The sequence below is a fragment of the Clostridium folliculivorans genome (genome assembly GCF_024341905.1).
Classification (GTDB): Bacteria; Bacillota; Clostridia; order Clostridiales; family Clostridiaceae; genus Clostridium_AR; species Clostridium_AR folliculivorans.
In genome coordinates this window covers 388833-412566 of the sequence record NZ_BQXY01000004.1, presented here as the reverse complement: position 1 = coordinate 412566, position 23734 = coordinate 388833, and the positions used below count along the sequence as shown (strand labels likewise).

Annotated in this window: 18 protein-coding genes, 8 tRNA genes, 1 pseudogene and 1 other annotated feature; all 27 genes and pseudogenes read right to left on the bottom strand. The window is 31.4% G+C overall.

The window, feature by feature from the left end; translation table 11 throughout:
• Window positions 1-558, bottom strand: coding sequence for a sigma-70 family RNA polymerase sigma factor (locus OCU55_RS14840; RefSeq protein WP_261853073.1), 558 nt, complete (start codon window positions 556-558; stop codon window positions 1-3).
• Between the two features lie 340 nt (window positions 559-898).
• On the bottom strand, window positions 899-2290 hold the full coding sequence (locus tag OCU55_RS14835) for a glycine--tRNA ligase (RefSeq protein WP_261853072.1): 1392 nt from the start codon (window positions 2288-2290) through the stop codon (window positions 899-901).
• A gap of 184 nt (window positions 2291-2474) precedes the next feature.
• Window positions 2475-2637: a binding site (T-box leader), on the bottom strand.
• 293 nt (window positions 2638-2930) lie between these two features.
• Window positions 2931-3005: transfer RNA gene (locus tag OCU55_RS14830), tRNA-Asn, on the bottom strand.
• A gap of 325 nt (window positions 3006-3330) precedes the next feature.
• Window positions 3331-4833: a lysine--tRNA ligase gene (gene lysS, locus OCU55_RS14825; protein ID WP_261853071.1), complete on the bottom strand. Its 1503-nt coding sequence runs from the start codon at window positions 4831-4833 to the stop codon at window positions 3331-3333.
• Window positions 4834-4847: 14 nt separating this feature from the next.
• Complete coding sequence (gene greA / locus OCU55_RS14820) at window positions 4848-5330, bottom strand: transcription elongation factor GreA (protein WP_200266150.1); 483 nt, start codon at window positions 5328-5330, stop codon at window positions 4848-4850.
• 413 nt (window positions 5331-5743) lie between these two features.
• Complete coding sequence (dusB, locus tag OCU55_RS14815; RefSeq protein ID WP_261853070.1) at window positions 5744-6721, bottom strand: tRNA dihydrouridine synthase DusB; 978 nt, start codon at window positions 6719-6721, stop codon at window positions 5744-5746.
• Window positions 6722-6737: 16 nt separating this feature from the next.
• Window positions 6738-7517 (bottom strand): type III pantothenate kinase, encoded by a 780-nt coding sequence (locus OCU55_RS14810; RefSeq protein WP_261853069.1) that lies wholly within the window; start codon window positions 7515-7517, stop codon window positions 6738-6740.
• 161 nt (window positions 7518-7678) lie between these two features.
• Window positions 7679-9352: a DEAD/DEAH box helicase gene (locus tag OCU55_RS14805; RefSeq protein ID WP_261853068.1), complete on the bottom strand. Its 1674-nt coding sequence runs from the start codon at window positions 9350-9352 to the stop codon at window positions 7679-7681.
• A 504-nt stretch (window positions 9353-9856) separates the two neighbouring features.
• Entirely contained in the window at window positions 9857-11527 is a 1671-nt protein-coding gene (locus OCU55_RS14800) for a formate--tetrahydrofolate ligase (RefSeq protein WP_261853067.1), read from the bottom strand.
• A gap of 428 nt (window positions 11528-11955) precedes the next feature.
• Window positions 11956-13617 carry an ATP-dependent metallopeptidase FtsH/Yme1/Tma family protein gene (locus OCU55_RS14795; RefSeq protein ID WP_261853066.1) on the bottom strand — a complete coding sequence of 554 codons (1662 nt, stop codon included), beginning with the start codon at window positions 13615-13617 and terminating at the stop codon, window positions 11956-11958.
• 72 nt (window positions 13618-13689) lie between these two features.
• Window positions 13690-14229, bottom strand: coding sequence for a hypoxanthine phosphoribosyltransferase (gene hpt, locus OCU55_RS14790; RefSeq protein ID WP_261853065.1), 540 nt, complete (start codon window positions 14227-14229; stop codon window positions 13690-13692).
• 5 nt (window positions 14230-14234) lie between these two features.
• Window positions 14235-15638 carry a tRNA lysidine(34) synthetase TilS gene (tilS, locus tag OCU55_RS14785; protein WP_261853064.1) on the bottom strand — a complete coding sequence of 468 codons (1404 nt, stop codon included), beginning with the start codon at window positions 15636-15638 and terminating at the stop codon, window positions 14235-14237.
• Window positions 15639-15937: 299 nt separating this feature from the next.
• A complete protein-coding gene (spoIIE, locus tag OCU55_RS14780) occupies window positions 15938-18334 on the bottom strand; it encodes a stage II sporulation protein E (RefSeq protein WP_261853063.1) in 2397 nt (798 codons plus the stop codon).
• A gap of 478 nt (window positions 18335-18812) precedes the next feature.
• Window positions 18813-18901: transfer RNA gene (locus OCU55_RS14775), tRNA-Leu, on the bottom strand.
• A 20-nt stretch (window positions 18902-18921) separates the two neighbouring features.
• A tRNA-Met gene (locus OCU55_RS14770) sits at window positions 18922-18998 on the bottom strand.
• A gap of 6 nt (window positions 18999-19004) precedes the next feature.
• Window positions 19005-19080 (bottom strand) — tRNA-Met (locus OCU55_RS14765).
• Between the two features lie 6 nt (window positions 19081-19086).
• A tRNA-Leu gene (locus tag OCU55_RS14760) sits at window positions 19087-19175 on the bottom strand.
• A 22-nt stretch (window positions 19176-19197) separates the two neighbouring features.
• Window positions 19198-19274 (bottom strand) — tRNA-Met (locus OCU55_RS14755).
• Between the two features lie 6 nt (window positions 19275-19280).
• Window positions 19281-19356 (bottom strand) — tRNA-Met (locus OCU55_RS14750).
• A 6-nt stretch (window positions 19357-19362) separates the two neighbouring features.
• Window positions 19363-19451, bottom strand: a tRNA-Leu gene (locus OCU55_RS14745).
• 208 nt (window positions 19452-19659) lie between these two features.
• A complete protein-coding gene (locus OCU55_RS14740) occupies window positions 19660-20064 on the bottom strand; it encodes a S1 domain-containing RNA-binding protein (protein WP_261853062.1) in 405 nt (134 codons plus the stop codon).
• A gap of 62 nt (window positions 20065-20126) precedes the next feature.
• On the bottom strand, window positions 20127-20414 hold the full coding sequence (locus OCU55_RS14735; protein WP_261853061.1) for an FtsB family cell division protein: 288 nt from the start codon (window positions 20412-20414) through the stop codon (window positions 20127-20129).
• Window positions 20415-20504: 90 nt separating this feature from the next.
• A complete protein-coding gene (gene yabQ, locus OCU55_RS14730) occupies window positions 20505-20894 on the bottom strand; it encodes a spore cortex biosynthesis protein YabQ (protein WP_261853060.1) in 390 nt (129 codons plus the stop codon).
• 8 nt (window positions 20895-20902) lie between these two features.
• Window positions 20903-21193, bottom strand: a complete 291-nt coding sequence (gene yabP, locus OCU55_RS14725; RefSeq protein ID WP_200266140.1) for a sporulation protein YabP — start codon at window positions 21191-21193, stop codon at window positions 20903-20905.
• A 276-nt stretch (window positions 21194-21469) separates the two neighbouring features.
• Complete coding sequence (locus OCU55_RS14720) at window positions 21470-21736, bottom strand: RNA-binding S4 domain-containing protein (protein ID WP_183279283.1); 267 nt, start codon at window positions 21734-21736, stop codon at window positions 21470-21472.
• A gap of 61 nt (window positions 21737-21797) precedes the next feature.
• Window positions 21798-22100, bottom strand: a pseudogene (locus tag OCU55_RS14715) (HU family DNA-binding protein); the annotation flags it as partial.
• Between the two features lie 179 nt (window positions 22101-22279).
• Window positions 22280-23734 (bottom strand): bifunctional methyltransferase/pyrophosphohydrolase YabN, encoded by a 1455-nt coding sequence (yabN, locus tag OCU55_RS14710; protein ID WP_261853059.1) that lies wholly within the window; start codon window positions 23732-23734, stop codon window positions 22280-22282.

Here is a 23734-nt window from a genome sequence, read left to right as displayed (position 1 = left end):
TTAGTACTCCTCCAAAGATTCTCTAAAGAATATGGTTCTCAATTTTTTTCTCCCCCTGCTCAATCTATTATATATAGTTACAGTTGTCATATTTAGTTCCTTGGATATTATCTCTACACTCTCTTCTTTTAGATATCTTCGCTTAAATATTTCTCTATCTCTATGAGCTAAGTGGTTAAACATATTCTCTATTTCACTTTTACTTTCTTTTTCTATAAAATCATTTTCTAAGTCTTCATTAGAATTAATTTGCAAATCTTCAAGCATTATATTATTTCTATCTCTTGAAAGTTTTCTTTTATAATCTAAAGCCTTATATCTTGAGATTGCCATTATCCACCCTTTAAAATTCCCTTTCTCAATGTCAAAGCATTCAATATTGTTCCAAATAATCATCAATATATCATCTACACATTCATCTATATAATTCATTTCATTACTATAATTGAGAATAGAAGCCACTGAGTTATATATTATTTTACCAAAAGAAGTTATAAGCTGGTTCAACGCTAATTCTTTTCTTTCAAATATACCTTTTATAATATCTTCATTACTCATTTTTCTCTCCTCTCACCCCTCATAATACTATACGTTTTAATTTAGCTTTTTCTGTCAATATAAATTTATTATCATAATATAGCTAGTTTTATATTTGCAATAGAAAAGTCATAGAAGTGAGCCCTTTTTGCACATCTTCCTTTCGAAATATATGAACAAACATATAGGCGAATAAGTTTTATTTCCTTGCAGTATAGCCATAAAAAAACTTCTAACCTCATTGAAATATATATTTAGCTGATTTGAAAGCTTTACACTTTTCTGGACATAAAAAAAACAAATCAGCTTTATAGAAAACTGATTCGCCTTTTTAAATCAAAAACCTTCTTATTTACAAGATTTAAAATTCTAATTTTTCTGCTATATAATTATCTAATTCTTCTATCTTAATTCTAACTTGTTCCATAGTATCTCTATCTCTTACTGTTACTGCAGCATCTTCTAATGTATCAAAGTCTACAGTTATACAGAAAGGAGTTCCTATCTCATCTTGTCTTCTATATCTCTTACCAATACTTCCAGCCTCATCATATTCAACATTAAATTTCTTTCTTAATTGTGAGTATACTTCATCAGCTTTTTCTGAAAGCTTTTTAGATAATGGTAGTATCGCTGCTTTATATGGAGCTAATGCTGGGTGTAGGTGCAATACATTTCTAACATCTCCATCTTCTAGTTCTTGCTCTTCATATGCATCTGCTAAAAATGCAAGCGCTACTCTATCTGCTCCTAGTGATGGTTCAATACAGTATGGAACATACTTTTCATTAGTAGTAGGATCTAAATAACTCATATCCTGTCCTGAATGTTCCTGATGTTTTGTTAAGTCATAATCAGTTCTATCTGCTATTCCCCAAAGTTCTCCCCAGCCAAATGGGAATAAGTATTCTATGTCTGATGTAGCATTTGAATAGAATGATAATTCTTCTTGTTCATGATCTCTCATTCTTATATTTTGTTTAGTCATACCTAAGTTTAATAAGAAATTCCAACAGTAGTCTCTCCAAAAATTAAACCATTCCATATCAGTTCCTGGTTTACAGAAGAATTCAAGCTCCATTTGTTCAAATTCCCTTGTTCTAAAAGTAAAGTTACCTGGTGTTATTTCATTTCTAAAAGATTTTCCTATTTGTGCTATACCAAAAGGAACCTTCTTTCTTGAACTTCTTTGCACTGCCTTAAAGTTTACGAATATACCTTGAGCAGTCTCTGGTCTAAGGTATATCTCAGCTTTTGCATCTTCAGTTACACCTTGGAATGTTTTAAACATTAAATTAAACTTTCTTATATCAGTGAAGTTTTTCTTTCCACACTTAGGACATTCTATTTGATGTTGTTCTATATACTCTTTTAATTGCTCGTTTGACCATCCATCCGCTGATGCTACCTCAGCTCCTTGTGCTGTCATATGATCTTCGATTATCTTATCAGCTCTAAATCTTGTCTTACATTCTTTACAATCCATAAGTGGATCTGAAAATCCGCCTACGTGTCCTGATGCTACCCATACTTCTCTATTCATAAGTATAGCGCAATCAACTCCAACGTTATAAGGGCTTTCTTGTACAAACTTTTTCCACCAAGCTTTTTTCACATTATTTTTAAATTCTACTCCTAGAGGACCGTAATCCCATGAGTTTGCTAATCCACCATAAATATCTGACCCCGGAAATATGAAACCTCTATTTTTACACAAAGCTACTAGTTTATCCATAGTTTTTTCAATTGCCATTTTAATACCTCCATTTATAATTAAATTTTAACTTATTGTTCATTTAATCCATCATCTGAATTCCATAAATTTACATATTAATAGTATTACTTAAGATTGCATAATTTAATATACATTTTTTAATATATTTACACTACTCTTATATAATAAAATTGTTTTAGACAAATAAAAAAAGCCCTTACCATAAAGGGACGAAAATTTCCGCGGTTCCACCCTTCTTGGCAAATGCCCTGCTTTAATATCTTAGCATTCAAAAGCGCCCTTCATCAATACAACTTAACGGTTTACACCAAACACCATCTCTCTAAAAAGTTATAAAGATTACTCTTCTTTATCATTATGCTATATTCATTTATAATTAGTATTGTATCAAAAAATTTCTTATTGTCAAGAAAAATACAAAAATCTCTTAAAACTCATATTGAAATAGTACTTTTATATAGAGTTCCTAATTTAACTATTAATTTGAACTCAAATATCTAACTTTCATGAATATTAATTGTCAATTCAATATATAACCTTTAATTATAAAAATTATCTTCAATAGCCATGTTATAGTTTCAAGTTCAATACTTATACTAAAATGTAATAAAATAATAAAACCTCATGCATAGCATGAGGTTATTGTACAAAATAAAAATGGCTCCGCGAAGAGGACTCGAACCTCCAACCTATCGGTTAACAGCCGAGTGCTCCACCATTGAGCTATCGCGGAACGTCATTACAAATAATATTATAACATCTTATAAAAACTTTGCAAGTATTTTTTTATTTTTTTTTGCACTTTTTACACTTATATTTTACCAACTCAAGATAGCATTAAAAAGCAATGTTTTACACAAAGCTTTAACATAATAACAAAACAATGGTAAGCTAATATATGAGGTAACATACAGGAGACATATTCTTATTTTTTATCCTTTAACTTGTATCAGGTTTTAAACCTAGTACTCATACTTATCTACAGATCTAATTGAATTATAAATTAATAAAAAATAAAGCCTTGCTTAAACAATACTTAAGCAAGGCTATTTTTACTTTTATAGTGGTTTCATGGTTGGGAATAAAAGTACATCTCTTATAGACGCAGAATCTGTTAAGAACATTATTATTCTATCAATTCCTATCCCTAATCCACCTGTAGGAGGCATACCAGTCTCAAGAGCACTCATAAATTCCTCATCAATTACATATGCTTCGTCATCTCCAAGCTCTCTTTCCTTAGCTTGTTGTTCAAATCTTTGTCTTTGAACTATTGGATCATTAAGTTCAGAGTATGCGTTACATATTTCTCTTCCATATACAAAACCTTCAAATCTTTCTGTAAAGGCTTCATTTCCTCTCTTCTTCTTTGTTAAAGGAGAGATTTCAACTGGGTAATCAGTAATAAATGTTGGTTGAATCATATGCTCTTCTGCATATTCTTCAAATAACATATTTAACACTTCGCCTTTTGTTACATTCTTTATATCTTTTTTAAACTCAAGGTGCTTTTCTTTTGCGATTGCTTGAGCTTCTTCATCACTTGAAATATTATTGAAATCTACACCTGCATATTCTTTAACAGCATCAACCATAGTGATTCTTCTCCATGGTGCTTTAAAATCTAGTTCAGTTCCTTGATATGTTACCTTAGTAGTACCATGAATCTTTTCACATACACTTGAGATTAAGTTTTCAGTGATTTCCATCATATCATTATAATCTGAATATGCTTCATAAAGCTCTATCATAGTAAATTCAGGATTATGTCTTACATCTATCCCTTCATTTCTAAAGTTTTTACCCATATCATATACTTTTTCGAAACCTGCAACTATACATCTCTTTAAGTAAAGCTCAGTAGCTATTCTTAAATACATATCAATATCTAAAGCATTATGATGCGTGATGAAAGGTCTTGCAGCTGCTCCACCTGCTATAGGCGAAAGTATAGGAGTTTCTATTTCTAAGAAACCTCTATTATCTAAGAAATTTCTAATTTCCTTTATAATTTTAGTTCTCTTTATGAAAGTATCCTTTACTTCTGGATTTGTTATAACATCTACTTCTCTTTGTCTATATCTTAAATCTGGATCTTTTAATCCATGCCACTTTTCTGGTAATGGTTTTAATGATTTGCAAATTAGTTTAAATGTTGAAACCTTAACTGAAACTTCTCCAGCCTTTGTTTTAAACACTTCACCTTCTGCCCATATCCAATCCCCAAGATCATATGTTTTATATTCTTTTAGAGCTTCTTCCCCAACCTCATCAATCTTTATAAATAGTTGAAGCTTACCATCTCTATCATGAATATCTGAAAATATAACCTTACCTTGACCTCTTTTAGACATAAGTCTTCCGGCTACTTTAACAATTTTTCCTTCTAATGTCTCAAAATTGTCTTTCACTTCAACTGATGAATGACTTCTTTCAACTTTATAAACATCAAATGGGTCCTTACCTGCTTCTTGTAGATCTAAGAGTTTCTGCCTTCTTAATCTTTCTTGCTCATTAAATTGAGCCTCTAACTGGTTTATACTCATTTCCTCATTTGACATTAAAAATCCCTCCGTTAATCTCTTCTTATTCCTAAAACTTCAAACTTACTCACACCTGATGGAACTACTGCTTCTACAATATCGCCTACTTTTTTGCCCATTAAAGCACTTCCTACAGGAGATTCATTTGATATTTTACTTTCCATTGGATCTGCTTCTGCTGAACCAACAATTATATATTCAACCTCTTCATCGAAGTCATAATCTTTTACTTTAACAATAGATCCTATTGTAACTGTATCTGTTGATATTTCTGACTCATCTACAACCACTGCATTTTTCAGCATGTTTTCAAGTTGTATTATTCTACCTTCTGTAAAAGCTTGTTCATTTTTAGCTTCGTCATACTCTGAGTTCTCGCTTAAGTCTCCATAGCCTAATGCAACCTTTATTTTTTCAGTTATTTCTTTTCTTTTAACTGTTTTTAAAAATTCTAGTTCATCCTCTAATTTTTTGACTCCTTCATAAGTCATCATATACTTCTTAACTTCGCTCATTTTTTTCTCCCCTTCAACAGTCATACTATTATAATATATCATATTTTAACAAAATTTCATATAAATTTGTTATATATGGTCTTCCTTAAACTGTCAATTATTTTTCATATTATAAGACCTATATTAGCTAATGTCAATATTATTCTTAAATAAATACTTAATTATATCACAAGCTAATATGTAATTTAACAAATTAGTTGCAAACGTTTTATAGGTTAACTTGTTATTATAAATCCTTTATTGCAACTTATTATTTAAGACTTGCTATTTTAATGACCATACATAAAACATATGGTACAGCAAAATAGCAAGTCTCATGTACTAACTTTAAATTTATGACTTTTCTCATTATTGTCTTTTTAGTATATTGTTATACCATATATTTATTCATTAATTTATCATAAAATGCTGTATCAAAATTCATTAATTAAATTTTTTTTATATTCTCTTAATATTGTTAATACACAATTCACATCATCTTCTGTATTAATAATATTCTTAATTTCTGTGCAGTTTTTTAAACCTTTTATGTACCAAGCAATATGTTTTCTCATTTCTCTTAAAGCCTTCCGTTCTCCATCATACTTTAAAGCCAAATCATAATGCTCCAAACACATATCAATTTTTTCAGAAGGAGTAGGTTCTATAACCTCAATTCCATTCATCATGTCAGTAATCTGTTTAAAGACCCATGGATTTCCCATGCTTCCTCTTGCTATCATTATTCCATCACAATTAGTCATTGATGTCATGTTTTTAGCATCAGCAGCAGTTACTATATCTCCATTACCTATCACTGGTATATTAACAGATTGTTTCACTTGTCTTATTATATCCCAATCAGCCTTACCTTCATACATTTGTTCCCTAGTTCTGCCATGAACTGCTATAGCATCAGCTCCTGCTGATTCTATCACTTTAGCAAAGTAAACTGCATTAACATCATCTTTATCAAAGCCTTTTCTAAACTTAACAGTTACAGGTTTATTAGAAACACTTTTTACAGCTTTAACTATATCATAAGCAAGGCTTGGATTTTTCATAAGTGCAGAGCCTTCACCATTTTTAACTATCTTTGGAGCAGGACATCCCATATTTATATCAACTATACAAATATCATCATTATTATTGAAATAACGTTCAGTAATTTCAGCCATAACCTTGGGATCATTACCAAATATTTGTACTGCCACTGGCTTTTCTTCTTCTGAAATTCGTAGAAGCTGTTCAGTATTATCGCTTCCATAATAAAGAGCCTTACTACTCACCATTTCAGTATAAACAAGAGAACATCCCATTCTTTTGCATAGGCCTCTAAAGGAAATGTCAGTAACCCCTGCCATAGGAGCTAAAAACACATTGTTTTCCAAACTTACATTACCAATATTCATTAGAGTATACCATCTTCTATTCTTTATTCTTATAATAAATTATCTTAAGTCCTTCTAAAGTCAATCTTGAATTAACTTTATCTATAAGATCCGTTTCTCTAGCAATTAAATTAGCTAAACCACCTGTAGCTAATACGAATGGTTCATCTTCTCCAAGTTCCTTCATTTCCTCTTTCATCTTTTTAATAATATATTCAACTTGCCCAGTGTATCCATATATTATCCCAGCTTGCATACTTGTAACTGTATTTTTGCATATTAGGGTATCTGGTTTTTCAAGTTCTACCCTAGGAAGCTTAGCAGCTCTCTCAAACAGAGCATCAGATGAAATTCTTATTCCTGGAACTATATTTCCTCCAAGATAGTTACCATTCTTGGATATAGCGCAGAACGTAGTAGCAGTACCAAAATCTATAACTATGGTGCTTCGCTTATACATTTCATATGCAGCAACCGCATTAACTATTCTATCAGCACCGACTTCTTTCGGATTATCATATTTTATATTTATACCTGTTTTTATTCCTGGCCCTACTACTATTGGATCCATATTGAAACATTTTCTAACCATATGTTCAAATGAATACATTATGTTCGGAACAACAGATGAAATTATTATTCCTTCTATGTCCTTAATATCTAAGTTATTCTGAGAAAATAAGGCTCTTACTTGTATTCCATATTCATCAGATGTTTTCTTCGAATCTGTTGATATTCTCCAGCTCATCATATACTTATTATTGTCATAAACTCCTAAAACTATATTAGTATTGCCAACATCTACTAATAAGATCATAATAATAATCCTCCAACTAATACAATTAAAAGCAGCCTTTGAAGCTGCTCATTGATGTTTTATTTTATTTAACTGCACATCTGGTTAGTTTCAAAATGTGTTGTGTAAATATCAATATAATTTTAGCAATTAAATTTTATTTGTCAAGTTTTTATCAATCTTTAGCTGAAGTCTCTTCTTTTCTTGGTCCCTTTTTTCTGAGCTACTTCTACATTAACTCTTACTCCGTTAATCTTAACCTTGTTCATCACATCTAATACATCATTTGAATATTGCTCAGGAATTTCTACAAATGTATACTTTTCATATATATCTATAGCGCCTATACTTCTGCCTGGTATACCAACTTCACTAGCTATAGCTCTCACAAGATGTTCTGGTTTTAGATTCTTGTCTCTTCCGATGTTGACAAACATTCTAACCATACCTTCTTCTCTGCTTTGGCCGACTTCTCTTCCGCCTCTTTCGCTTCTTTCGTTTCTTCCACTTCTTCTTGTACTTTCATCTCTAGATGATGTTGGATTCATATCTACATCGTCTCTTTCAGTAAAGTTAAGCTCTCTTTGAAGTAACGCAGCCGCTACATCCTTAGCATCATGACCTTGTTCCAGCATCTTTTCAACAATTGCTACATATTTCTTATATTCATCATTCTTCATGTCTTCTTGAAGCATATCTACAAACTTTTGAATTTTAACTTTTCTTACATCCTTTAATGTAGGTATGTTATGAAGCTTCATTTTCTTCTTTGTATATGTCATGATGTCTCTAAGATCTCTCATCTGTCTTCCAGTTACCATAGTGAAGGCTCTTCCTTCTCTACCTGCTCTTCCTGTTCTACCAATTCTATGAACATAGTGTTCTTCATGTTGTGGAACATCGAAATTAAATACCATTTCAACATCATCTATATCCAAACCTCTAGCAGCAACATCTGTAGCTATAAGAATCTTAATGCTTCCTTGTTTAAATCTTTGTATAACACTGCTTCTTACAGATTGCTTCATATCTCCATGTATCTTACTTATATTATAACCTTTATTTAAAAGCTTCTCTTCGATTTCATCTACTTTACTCTTAGTATTACAGAATATCAAAGAAAGCTTTGGATTGTACATATCTATAAGTCTTGTCATTACTTCTACTTTATCTTGTTCCTTAACTTCCACATACATTTGAGCTATATTTGGAGTTGTAATTTCCTTATTCTCTATCTTTACCATTTCAGGATTCTTTAAGTGCTTCTTAACTATGTCTAATATAGATCTTTTCATAGTAGCTGAGAATAAAAGTTTTTGAACCGGCTGTTCTATAGTTGATAATATTTCTTCAATATCATCTCTGAATCCCATATTAAGCATCTCATCAGCTTCATCCAATATAAGAACTTTTAAAGAATCCATCTTTATAGTTCCTCTTCTCATATGGTCCATAACTCTTCCAGGTGTTCCAACAACTATTTGGCTTCCTCTTCTAAGACCTCTTATTTGCCTATCCATAGAGTCTCCACCATATACAGCTAATACATTTAAACCTCTTTTGTATTTTGAAAGCTTTTCAAATTCTTCACCAACTTGAACAGCAAGTTCTCTAGTTGGGCATAAAACTAATACTTGCAAATCTTTGCTTGAAGTATCTATTCTATCTATAGTTGGTATACCAAAAGCAGCTGTCTTTCCAGTACCAGTTTGTGCCTGACCTACCATATCAGCTCCACTCATAACTACAGGTATCGCCATTGCTTGTATTGGTGTAGCTTCAGTGAACCCCATATCACTTATAGCCTTTTTTATCTCGTCTGAGCAATTTAACTCATTAAATATCATTTTTTCCATTCAGTATCTCCTTTTAACTAATTTTAATTTTTTATTTATTTTACGTATTATAATTTATTGCGCACCAAAAAAGGTCGAACAAAAAAAATCCTATCCATATCTAAGAGGATTTTTCAAGGCGACCAAAATTTCGTTTATACTCTTGAAGTAAATCGGAAAAAAAACCCAAAAACATGTTATAACATATTAATTCTTACGAGACTCTATTGTATCACATGGTTTATTCTCTGTCAAAGTATAAACATAAATATTAAAATTATAATATTTATTTTTAAAATTACATTCCTTTAATTTTAAGTTAAGTTTTCATATTATAGACCTAAAATTATAGTAGCCTTATGAAAATCTTCTATCACTTTGGCACAATTATTTTCATAAAATTCAAGTATACCTTTTTTTCAAAAATCTATTATCTAAGATTTTTGTATGCATTATTTTCTTTATTAATTATTTGAAAAGTCCGCTGATTTTATACATTAAATCAGCGGATTTCTAATATAGTTTTTAAAATAAACCTACAATTTCTCCATTTTCAAGGATATCCATCTTATTTGCAGCAGGAACTTTAGGTAATCCAGGCATAGTCATTATATCTCCAGTCAATGCAACAATAAATCCAGCCCCATTCGATACCCTTATCTCTCTTACAGTTATCTCAAAGCCTTCTGGTCTACCAATTAAAGAAGGATTGTCAGATAGTGAATATTGAGTTTTCGCCATACAAATAGGTAGCTTATCTAACTTAAAATCCTCTAATTCCTTTATTTGCTTTTGAGCAATTGAAGTATAATTCACACCTTTTGCTCCATATATTTCTTTCGCAATAACTTCAATTTTTTGCTTAATTTGAAGCTCTGAGTCATATATCGGACTAAAGTTTGATTTTTCTAGCTCTATAGTCTCAACTACTTTTTTAGCTAAATCAATTCCTCCTTCTCCACCTTTTTCCCAAACTTCAGTAAGAGATACCTTAACATCTAAGGAGTCACAAAACTCTTTCACAATTCTTATTTCTTCATCAGTATCTGAAATAAATTTATTTATTGCAACTATAACTGGAACTCCATACTTTTGGATATTTTCCACTTGTTTCTCTAGGTTTTTAATTCCTTTTTTCACAGCTTCTATATTTTCTTCATTTAGATTATCTTTCTTTACTCCACCATGATGTTTTATAGCTCTAATTGTTGCCACTAAAACTGCACAATCTGGTCTTAATCCACCATATCTACACTTTATATCAAAGAACTTTTCTGCACCCAGGTCTGCCCCAAACCCAGCTTCAGTTACAGTATACTCACCTAACTTCATTGCTGTTTTAGTTGCAATTATTGAGTTACACCCGTGTGCTATATTTGCAAAAGGTCCTCCATGTATTATTGCTGGAGTATTTTCTAAAGTTTGAACTAGATTTGGTTTTATGGCATCTTTCATTAACAACGCCATAGCACCTTGTATACCTATCTCTTTAGCATAAACAGGCATACCTTCTAAATTATACGCTACAAGTATATTGCCCATTCTTTCTTTCAAATCTTTAAGATCTTTCGCTAAACATAATATAGCCATTATTTCTGATGCTACTGTTATCATAAACCCATCTTCTCTAACAAATCCGTTAGCTTTACCACCCATACCTATTACTATATCTCTTAACGCTCTATCATTCATATCCATGACTCTTTTAAAAATAATTTTTCTAGAATCTATCTTTAATGAATTACCTTGATGTATGTGATTATCGATAGCAGCACACAGTAAGTTATTTGCAGTAGTTATCGCATGCATATCTCCCGTAAAATGAAGATTTATGTCCTCCATTGGAACAACTTGTGAATATCCTCCACCTGCTGCCCCTCCTTTCATTCCGAAAACAGGTCCTAAAGAAGGTTCCCTTAGAGCTATCACAGCATTTTTGCCTATCTTATTTAACGCTTGACCAAGTCCTACAGTAACTGTAGATTTACCTTCTCCTGCTGGTGTTGGATTTATAGCAGTAACAAGTATTAGTTTTCCAGCTTTATTTTCTTCTTTGTTGTTAACAACATCAAGAGATATCTTACATTTATACCTTCCATAAAGTTCAATATCTTCATCAGTTAATCCTAATTTTTCAGCTATCTTTATTATTGGTTCTATTTTCGCTTCTTGAGCTATTTCTATATCTGTTTTCATAACAAAATACACTCCTTCAGTTTAATATTCTTGAATAGAATATTTTTTCTTTCAATCAAACAACTAATACTAGTAAAAATCATAACTTATGAAATTATTATGATCATATGTAATTGCTAATAACATAACATTATTATTTGCCTCAGCATTATTAACATGTATATTATACCATTTTTAAATATAAAATAAATATATACTCGAATATTTTTATCTATGTTTTTATAAATATTCGTTATACAGCATACAATATCCATAATAATAGTTTAAACCATACGTATAATTGATTCTTTTAACTTTTGCAACAGCCTTTTATTTTATACGTTTAGACATACTCACATTTAACTTATAAATTCAGTTTCTTAACTAATATTAAATGATTTCATTTTATATAAAATAAGGTAACCACATTATCTGCGGCTACCTTATTTTTATAATGCATTATTAAATATCTCTTCAAATTCTTCAGCTTCAAGCTTTTCTTTTTCTAGAAGAGCTTGAGCAACTGCATGTAACTTACCAACGTACTCAGTAAGTAATGATTCAGCTTTTCCATAAGCCTCATCTATTAGACCTTTAATTTCTCGGTCAATTTTAGATCCAATTTCTTCACTGAAGTTTCTACTTCTTCCGATATCTCTTCCAAGGAAAACTTCATTATGGTCAGTTCCAAAAGATATAGGACCTACTTCATCACTCATACCATATTCCATAACCATACTTCTAGCTATATTACTAGCTCTATCAATATCGTTCTTTGCTCCAGTGCTTATATCACCCATTATTAATTTCTCTGCTACTCTACCACCAAGAAGTCCTACCATTTCATCTTTTAATCTAGACTTAGACGTATAACTTCTATCTTCTGCTGGTAAATGCATTGTATATCCACCAGCCATCCCTCTTGGAATTATGCTTATTTGATGAACTGGGTCCGCATTTGGCAATAGTTTAGCTACAACCGCATGCCCTGCTTCATTAGCTAAGTTTTCAATATCAGCTCCTGTAAATCCAGGAGTTCTCTTTGCTAAAACTTTAAGTTCTATATCATCAGATAAAGGCTTATTTCTTGTATGAACCTTAAGTATCTCTTCTCTACCTTTTACATCAGGAGCTCCAACTACAATCTGTCTGTCAAATCTACCTGGTCTTAATAGAGCAGGATCTAAGATATCTGGTCTGTTAGTAGCTGCTATCATAATGATTCCTTCATTAACTCCAAAACCATCCATTTCAACTAGCAACTGATTAAGTGTTTGTTCTCTTTCATCATGACCACCACCAAGTCCAGCACCTCTTTGTCTACCTACAGCATCTATTTCGTCTATAAATATTATACATGGAGCATTTTTCTTTGCTTGCTCAAATAAGTCTCTTACTCTTGAAGCACCTACTCCAACGAACATTTCTACGAAATCTGAACCTGATATACTAAAGAACGGTACGCCAGCTTCTCCAGCAATTGCTCTTGCAAGAAGAGTCTTACCAGTTCCAGGAGGTCCAACTAAAAGAACACCCTTTGGAATTCTAGCTCCCATTTCTATATATCTCTTAGGCTGCTTTAAGAAATCAACTATTTCCTCTAGTTCAGCTTTTTCTTCATCAGCACCTGCAACATCTTTGAATGTAACCTTCTTTTTATCTGGAGTAGCCATCTTAGCTCTACTCTTACCAAAATTCATTACACCTCTGCTTCCGCCTCCACTTTGAGATTGCTGCATAAATATAAAGAAAAATGCTATAAATAAGAAAATTACTAACACTGTTGGTATTATCTGTACCCAAACAGATATATTTGTTGGAAGTTCAAACGAAACTTTTACATTTGGTTTATTATTATTTGCAAGTAATATATTTAATGTTTCAACAGGAACTACAGTATTAAAAGTTTTGTTATTTGTTAAGGTACCTTCTACAGTCATTTTATCCTGTTTCACTTGTATACTCTTAACTTGGTCACCAATCCATTTTTGTTGAAAATCGCTATATGGTATAGTACTTCCTGCTTCGCCGCTTTTCACAAGAAAAACTGCAGAAATTACAACCATTATCATTACCACAACCCAGGCCGTTAAGCTAGAAAATTTTTTCATGATAGGCCCCCCTCTCTTACTAGTTACTATAAAATTTTACCATATGATTTTTTCCATTACAATACAGTTACATTACTTATTATATACTTCCTCTTTTAAAGAAGCTATAAATGGTAAGTTTCTATATTTTTCGGCATAATCAATGCCATAACCAACTATAAATTCGTCTGGAACTTCAAACCCATAATACTTCACATTAATATTTGTCTTTCTTCTTACTGGTTTATTAAGTAAAGATACTATTTCTATGCTGTTAGCATTTCTATCCTCAAAGTATTTCAATAAATAGCTTAGAGTAAGACCTGTATCAACTATATCTTCTACTATTATAACATCCTTACCTGCAACATCGTTGTCTAAATCTTTTAAAATTCTAACAACTCCTGAAGTTTGTGAAGAATTGCCATAACTTGATACAGCTATAAAATCTAACTCACAAGGTATCGATATATACTTTAATAGTTCAGAAGTAAATATCACAGATCCTTTCAATACTCCAACTACAAGTAATTCTTTGCCCTTATAGTCCTCGCTTAAATTTGCTGCTATTTCTTTAACCTTGCTAATGATAGTATCTTCAGAAAACAGTATTTCTTTTATGTCTTCTCTCATGTTAACTATTCCCTTTCTATAAAGCTTATTTGTAAAATTTTTTTTGTATTCTTATTAACTTTAAATAAGTCACTTATCTTTAAACCCACAATCCAAGAAATATTGCTATCAAAACAAACCAACGGTATTTCATCTCTTAAATTATTAGGAACTTTATTATCAATGAATATATCTTTTATCTTTTTGGTCCCTGTCATACCTAAAGGCTTAATTTTATCACCATTTTTTCTATTTCTAATAATTATATTTTGTTTTATTTTATCATAATCAAAATATTTAATTAAGTCACTACTATTTAAGTCAATTTTATTATTATTCTGCTTCACTTGTAGGACAGTATCATACATTAGCCCATCTAATCTCAGATTTTCTATCTTTTTCTCATCAAGCTCTTTTTTGGATATTATAAACTCTATGCTTTTGCATTTATCAAATTTTCTTATTGAGATAATTATATCTCCATAAGAATTTTCTGCAACTATTTTATTGGGAAGATTTATATTTTTTCCTGTTTTTCCTTTTTGTAATAGGATAATATCATAAATATGTTTCATTTCAAAATTATATGTAGCTCCAGAAACATAAAATATAGATTTTCTTACAAGCCTAGTCAACAACGCCTCATGAATATTAAAAGCCTCTTTGTTTATTATTACAGTTCCTACTTTTTCCTTACAAAACTTAAAATACATATCTTCAGAACTTTTATCAATATACTCACTATCAATATTGGCTAATGAGGCAAGCCTATTAAGAGATTCTACTATATCTTTATTGAAATTATTCTTTATAAAAGGAATCATTTCAAGTCTAACCTTATTTCTAGAATATATACTTTCCAAGTTAGTTCTATCAATCCTAGGATTAAGGTTATTACTTACGCAATAATCTTCTATTTCTTCCCTTGCTATACAAAGTATAGGTCTTATATATATATCATCTCTTACTGGCTTAATACCAACTAACCCATCTATGCCTGTTCCCCTCATAACTCTCATAAGTATAGTTTCTGCTTGATCATTTGCATTGTGAGCTATCGCAACCTTATTGAAACCTTCTTCTTTTATTATCTCGTTAAAAAATCCGTATCTTGCCTCTCTACCAGCCATTTCAGACGATATACTTTTCTCTTTCGCCATAGACTCAATATCTACTCTTTTTGTAAAACACGGTATTCCAAGACTAGCGCACATTTTTTCAACGTAGCTTTCATCTTCAAACGAATCGTCTCCTCTGAGCAAATGATTAATATGAGCTGCCCCAAGAGAAATTCCAAGTTCTTGTCTTATCATATATAAAACATGCAATAAACAAACTGAATCAGGACCTCCTGAAAGGGCAACCAATACTTTATCCCCATTTTTTATCATATGATGTTCTCTTATAAAATTTATAACTTTATCTTTCAAGCTAGAACACTTCCTAATCAAGTTTAATAACTTATTATAACATATCATTAAACTCTTATTAATATAAATTATTACAAATTCACTAAAACTTAAATAAATCGTATATTATCAATTGATTAATAATTTTATTTAAAATCACGCCACTCCTCTTACCCTTTATACATAAAAACGACTATGAAACTAAGCTAACATTAGTTTCATAGTTAAAATGTATTTTATTCAATTATAATATCAATTTTTCATTTTATCCATAAAGGTTTCATTTTATAACTTTTGTAAGTTACAAAAACACTTATTCACTAGTATATAGCAAACACCTTGGATACCACTACCGTCATATCATCTTTTATCTTAGCCCCACTTATTTCCTTAGCTTTGTCTAATATCTCTAAAGAAAGCTCTTTAGGATTTTTATTATTAGTTGTACGTAAAAATTCAGTAAGCCATTGACAGCTTCCATCACCATCTTTACCGTATAATATTCCATCACTTATTGTAACTATTAAATCTCCATTAGATACTTTTTTCTCTACGATATCAACATCTGTTGTATCCAATATGCCAAAAGGTAATGTTTTTGACTTCACTAATTCAACCTTTTCGCCCTTCTTGATAAAACTCTCTACAGCTCCAACTTTCATAAACTTGGCGTTTCCTGTATATAAATCAATATTTTGAAGATCTAAAGTTGCGAATTTTTCATCTTCACTAAACTTCATAGACATTATAGAATTAACAGTATTTATAGCCGTTAATTCCGAGAATCCAACTTGTGTAAACTTTTCTATGAGCTCCACAGCAGCTTTGCTCTCTGCACCAGCTTCAGGTCCTGATCCCATACCGTCGCTAACTAGAACCATATAGTTACCATCCTGAGTTTTCCCATAGCTATAGCTATCACCAGTATACTTTTCTCCATCTTTACACGCTATTGCTGCATATGATGACACATGATATTTAGGTGTTTCCTCAATATACACAGAACACTTATTAGTATTTGGGTCTATAGAGCATCCATCTCCACCTATACTCATAGTCTTACCGATAGACTTATTTATTACTGGCAAGACATCTTTTATGCATACTTGTCCACCACCACAACTATCCATAATTACTTTTATATTTAACCTGCCATTTTTATCGTTATAACATAAAATGTCATCATACTTTATACTCTCTTTATTCAACGCTCTCTTTATAGTTCTTTCAACATCATTGCATATAACTATATCTTTGCTAAAATCATCTATTAATTCTCCAATCGTAACCGCCATATTATTTATATGACCTGCTAAAAGTTTTCTTCCCTCTCCAAGTCTTCTTTTAAGCATTTCATCTTGAATATAATTACCAACTATCTCTTCTGTATTTTTTACTAGAGCATATTTTTTAATACATTTCTTATCCAATTCTAACGGAAAAGTCGATTTCCCCTCCTGATTACTTCTTATCAATTCAGAAAATGAATTGTAAGTAGTGTGCAACTCTCTTTTCCAACAAGTATATCTCATATCACAACCACTACACACTCTGTCAGCTAAGTTTTCTATAAGAGCACTACTTTTATTTTTTAATAGCAACCTATCATTATCAACTAAATTGCTTAGCGTAATAGATATAGTAGATAAAATATCTGTAAAATCAACAAGTCTATTAGTAAATTCCTCTTTAATCTTGCAAAAATGTAAATCTCCTAAAGTATCCTGCTTTCTTTCATTATCTAGTTCAAGCGATAGTTTATTATAAAACTTAAGTGGAATTGCACAAAATAACACTGCCACGATTAAAGCCTCTATAACCTTAAAATCATCGAATTTCTTTGAATACATTGATAGCACAAAGTATACTACAATATACGCTAACATCGTAAACCACTTGCCTGTATCTTTAAATATACCAACCATCAATCCGCATATACTATATACACTTATATAAAGCATCATATTATTAGTAGAAAGTCCTACTATTATCCCCATCGCGACACCTGCCGCTGCCCCCACTGAACTTCCTAAAGAAAAAGCTATTATTATTACAAAAAATAATGCAACTACATTCCTTATACTAATACCAAAAAGCGCTATACTGCCTATACCAGAAATTATAAGACAAAATAATAATGCCATAGCTATAAGCTCTTCACTTGTAAAAAAGTGATTTGTTTTTATATCATCTAGGCATGTTAGTGCATACTTTATAATATAATATATTGGATAAACTACAACGCATTGCACTAACGACGTTACTATATTAATCCATAGACTTATATTGGAACTAAACGCTCTATAAAAAATCATCGACAACATAAGTATGGAAAAACTCATTATTAAGCTAACCTTCTCCTTCAACTTAAAAGGGAGGTACGTAAATATAGATATTATAGCTGCCGACAAAATATAAATACCAACATTAGACGCACTACCTAGAAGAGTAGCGTATCCTAATAGAACTCCAACTGCCGCGATTATTCCTTCCTTCTTACTTTCCTTATTTAAAAACGACAGTATAAAAGCTATCCCGAAGGGTGATAACCCGTCTATACCCGCCCCATTTGCATTTATAGTTACTCTACTTATCAAAAAAGCTCCTATGAAATTAAATAGTAATCTATAAGGAGATCCTATAATCTTAAGTTCTTTCTTATCTTTTTTTCTATCACTTATTCTTTTATATGTAGTGACATCTACTCCATATTGCATTGGTAAACCCTCCTATTTTTCTAAAGCGTATTTCTATTATAGCAAAGGAGTTTGGAAATATATGTCACTTAATGTTTGTTGAAAATATTTTTATTCGGACATTTATCACTGTATTTCTTTATATTATTTATATTGATTTTCACTTAACTTATTGTAAAAGCACCTTTCTATTATAATTCACTATATAGTATGGTAAATACACATTTTCCTAGAAAAACCTCCTTATTTGTCGTTGTACAATAATCTTTGGGAATTTATAAGGATATTTTTTATGCATATAACCATGTACTTATATTTTATGTCAAAAAAAGCAAAATTAAATATAATATCTAAAATCACTTTAAGGTTACATAATTATTTACTTTTAATTATCACAATAAAGAATTTCTAAAGACATTAAAATATCCAGGTATAGTTAACTTAAAAATTTAATAATTTCTTATATAACAAAAAAGAACTCATAATATATGAGTTCTCTTGGTGCTGAAGACCGGAATCGAACCGGTACGATGTTTTAGCATCGCAGGATTTTAAGTCCTGTGCGTCTGCCAGTTCCGCCACTCCAGCAAGATGTATTTAATTTGAAATGGTAGCGGAAATAGGACTTGAACCTACGACCCTTCGGGTATGAACCGAATGCTCTAGCCAGCTGAGCTATTCCGCCATGTTATGGTTGCGGGGGCAGGACTTGAACCTACGACCTTCGGGTTATGAGCCCGACGAGCTGCCAACTGCTCCACCCCGCGATATTATGGTGCTGAAGACCGGAATCGAACCGGTACGGTGTTTTAGCACCGCAGGATTTTAAGTCCTGTGCGTCTGCCAGTTCCGCCACTCCAGCGAGTATTATTTAAAATTTGAAATGGTAGCGGAAATAGGACTTGAACCTACGACCCTTCGGGTATGAACCGAATGCTCTAGCCAGCTGAGCTATTCCGCCATGTTATGGTTGCGGGGGCAGGACTTGAACCTACGACCTTCGGGTTATGAGCCCGACGAGCTGCCAACTGCTCCACCCCGCGATATTATGGTGCTGAAGACCGGAATCGAACCGGTACGATGTTTTAGCATCGCAGGATTTTAAGTCCTGTGCGTCTGCCAGTTCCGCCACTCCAGCAAGAATTTTTCTGTCCGCCTCTCAGCGACAAGTTTTATTATAAAGTATGATATGTTTACTGTCAACACTTTTTTATTTTTTTATATATATGTTTTAACAGTTGATCTATTTTACAAAAAACAAGCTATAATCTCATTGTTCAGAGCTTATTTATCGATGATAAAAGCCAGATGTTTCCATCCGGCTTTTTCTATCTAAATGCTTTATATTAACCTAAGTTTTTTCTTCCCTTTGATTTGAACTCTTGATGTTTTTTTACATCAGCAAGTTTTTCTTCGCTATCTTTAAGGAACTTTGACATTATATCTTCAAAACTATTTGAAGAAGCCTTCTTCTTTTCTGAGTTCCAGTCAATCTCTGCAGGCTTAACTGATTTCTTTTGAACATTAGCTTGCTTTATTGAAAGGCTTATCTTTCCATTGTCATCTACTGATATAACTTTTACCTTCACCTTATCTTGCTCTTTTAGGTGCTGTCTTATATCTTTTACAAATGAATCTGCTACCTCTGAAATGTGTACAAGTCCAGTTTTACCTTCCACTTCTACAAACGCTCCAAAGTTTGTGATGTTAACCACTGTGCCTTCTAAAATGTTTCCTGCCATTAAGGTCATGTTAAAAATGTTCCTCCTTAAAATAATTAGAATAATTAAATCTATGTTATTTTTATAATAACCTATTTTGTAGAACTTGAATCATTGCTTGTTAAAACTTTCTTTTCACCTGGTTTAATCATACCTAATTTCTCTCTAGCCATCTTCTCGCTATAGGCATCAGTTTTTGACATGTTAACTTCATCTTTTAATCTATCATTAACTGCTTTCACTTTATTAAGTTCTAGCTGCCTTTCACTTACCTGTGCACTAATTTTGCGCATAGTAATCTCTTGTCTTATAAAACTAAATACAAATATTGATACAATTAGGAGTATAGCTATATTTTTAAGAGTAAGTTTCTTTCTCATGACTAAAGCTCCTTCGATTTCCAAAAAAATTCATTTATACTCCTATTTTAATAACTATTCATTTTTTATTCAAGTTATTTTTTTATCTTACTACTTATTAATCCTATTTCTGAAGAATATAAGTTTAAATATATACGATAAGTTCTTAAAAAATATTCTCATACCCTTTCCTGCAACTCTCTCAGCCTTTTTTTCAGTTTTCAGCACTTTCTTACTAAATAGCTTAATATAAATAAACGCTCCTATTATTATAAATAGATATACATACATCCCTAAGAAAGCATAATTAACATAAAGAAGGAATGTGAATATTATTATTGCAGTCAATATCCAGAATAAAAAATCCTCTATAAAAACTATAAACTTAGGTGTACCAATGCCTCTTATTGCTCTATAAATGTCAAAAAGCACACCAGTTAACATCCCTGCAACAAGGCTAAATATTACAATCTCAAATTGAATTTTTAATGGAAGTAGCATGATATCACCTATTTAAATATCTTCTTAAAGATATTTTCCTTTTCTTTTTTCACTTCACCCGTATATATCATAGCTGATATTTTCCCTATTATAACTACATCACCATTCTGTACATCTAGCTTATTCATCTTAAGCCCTTCACCTTTTACTGTAAGCATGCCTAGACATGTATTTAATAATATTTTTTCTTCATCAAAACTTAGAACTTCAACTACTCCTGTTAAAACTATCTTCTTTCTATTTTCCAGTGCTAAGTTGCTTTTTCTTTCCTCAACTTTAAGCTCCTTCTTATTCTCCATAATATCCTCCTATATGTTTTTATAATAAAATATATGACTATAAATTTTGATATATTCAAAATAGAGATATTTTTATTTAAATACATCATCCTAAGTAATCTTATTATTTTTATATAGTTTATATTATTGGTACTTATATGAGCTTTTTGCAAAATTTCAATCTATTCAAATTAATATTCAAACTATTACACTAAGCTAATTAGAATCACTTTATCACCTTTACGAAACAACACAAAAAATGACAAAAGGTCTCCTTGACTCTTCGTCAAAGAAACCTTACATTTCGTCTTGATCTTCTTCACCTTCTAATATTTCATACATCTGCTTTGCATTTTCTTTCTTTACATGTTCTGCAATATTAGTTATCTTAGCTTTCAGTTTTTTGTTAGCAAATACTATTTCAATTACATCCTCTTCTTTTACCTCTGTAGAAGGTTTTGCAACTTTGCCATTAATAGATACTCTTCCACCTTCGCACACTTCTTTAGCTACGGTTCTTCTCTTGATTATTCTAGATACCTTAAGATATTTGTCTAATCTCATAATATATCTCCTTATAACTTTAAGAACCCGAGATTCCTCGGGTCCTAAAAATATATATCTATTACTTGTTAACTTTTTCTTTGAATTCTTTACCAGCTTTAAATACTGGAACCTTTGAAGCAGGTATTTGGATAGTTTCCTTAGTTCTTGGGTTTCTTCCTTCTCTAGCTGCTCTTTCTCTAGTTTCGAAAGTTCCAAATCCAACTAATTGAACCTTTTCTCCATTTTCTAAAGCTTCTTGAACACTGTCAATGAAAGATTTTAATGCAACTTCTGCATCTTTCTTAGTTAACTTACTCTTCTCAGCCATGCTTGAGATTAATTCTGCTTTATTCACTTTTACATCCTCCTTAAAACTCTTATGATATGTTTTATGGTACCCTGATTATAATTATGTATTATAATCTACATTAACATATTATATAACCACTTTTTTATATAGTCTATAGTAAATTACTTATTTAACAGTACAAATATAATATGGTAATGATTGCTCACTCATGCTATATATTCTTCATAAAAGGGAAATTTCCTTCTTTGCCCCTAGTTTTTTTCAGTTTTTTTTGCTTTATTCCACAAATTATCCATTTCCTCAAGGGACATATCTTCTAATTTTTGCCCTTTTTTAGAAGCTTCTTGCTCAATATAAGAGAATCTTCTTATAAATTTTTCTGTTGTTTGAATTAAAGCAAGCTCACCTTCTACATTAAGGAATCTGGCAACATTAACACAGGCAAACAATAAATCTCCTACCTCTTCTACTATCTTTGCCCTATTTTCTCCATTATATACCTCTTTTATTTCATTTAATTCTTCTTCTACCTTAAGCATAGCATCCTCTACTTTATCCCAATCAAACCCAACCTTTTTAGCCTTATTTTGTACCTTTGTGGCTCTGATAATTGAGGGTAACGATTTTGCTATAGCCTTTAATTCATCGGTAATGCTATCAAATCCTTTTTCCTCTTTCTTAATATCTTCCCATCTTTCTAACACTTCACTAGATGATTTTAACGATTGACTGCCAAAAACATGCGGATGTCTATTTATCATTTTCAAACAAATCCCTTGTACTACATCCTTAATATTGAAGTACCCTTCTTCCTTAGCAATAGAAGAATGGAATACTATTTGGAGTAATACATCTCCTAATTCTTCTATCATCCCAGCATCGTCCTGGTTATCTATTGCTTCCAAAACTTCATAGCACTCTTCTATAAGAGCTTGTTTTAGACTCTCATGTGTTTGTTCTCTATCCCAAGGACATCCACCCTCACTTCTTAAAGTATCTATTATATCTACTAAATCATAAAAGTCCTTCTTATTTTTCAAATCTTTCGGTACATAGATCGAAGTTAAATAATCGATATCTTCTTGCATATCAATTTCATAAAGAGGCATTTTTCTTATACTTTCTTGATTTTTTATACCTGCAGCTCTAACAAAATATACTTCTGTATCATCATTAAATTCTTCTTGAAGCTTTAACTTTACTTCTGATGCAATAAATTGGTTATACACCTGAGTTACTATAATACCAGATCTCTTATCTAGAACCTGGTTTTCAACATCAAATGCATCAACAATTTTAAGTCCTTCCACTGGATCTATTTCTAAAGCTTCCATCATTACATCAATAAAGCTAACTGCCGGCAAAACTTCATATGGCACCCCTTGCTCTTTACACAAGTTTACGAGATTTAAAACAGATTTTTCTGCCACTAAAGGATGCCCAGGAACAGCATAAATAATATCATTATGTTTTTTATGCTGCTGAACCAAATCCAAAGCTATGCTTTCATACACTTGGTCAAATGTATCAGACTTCTCGTAAGCATCATCATAAGTATTAAACTTTACTCCCTCATCAACTAAATACTGAACGGTGGGATGCTTTTCTGTTCTAAGAAATATATTATCGCACCCTTTTAGTTCTTTTATCGCTCCTAAAGTTAAGGCTTCTTCAGATCCAGGTCCTAAGCCGATTATCTTGATCAT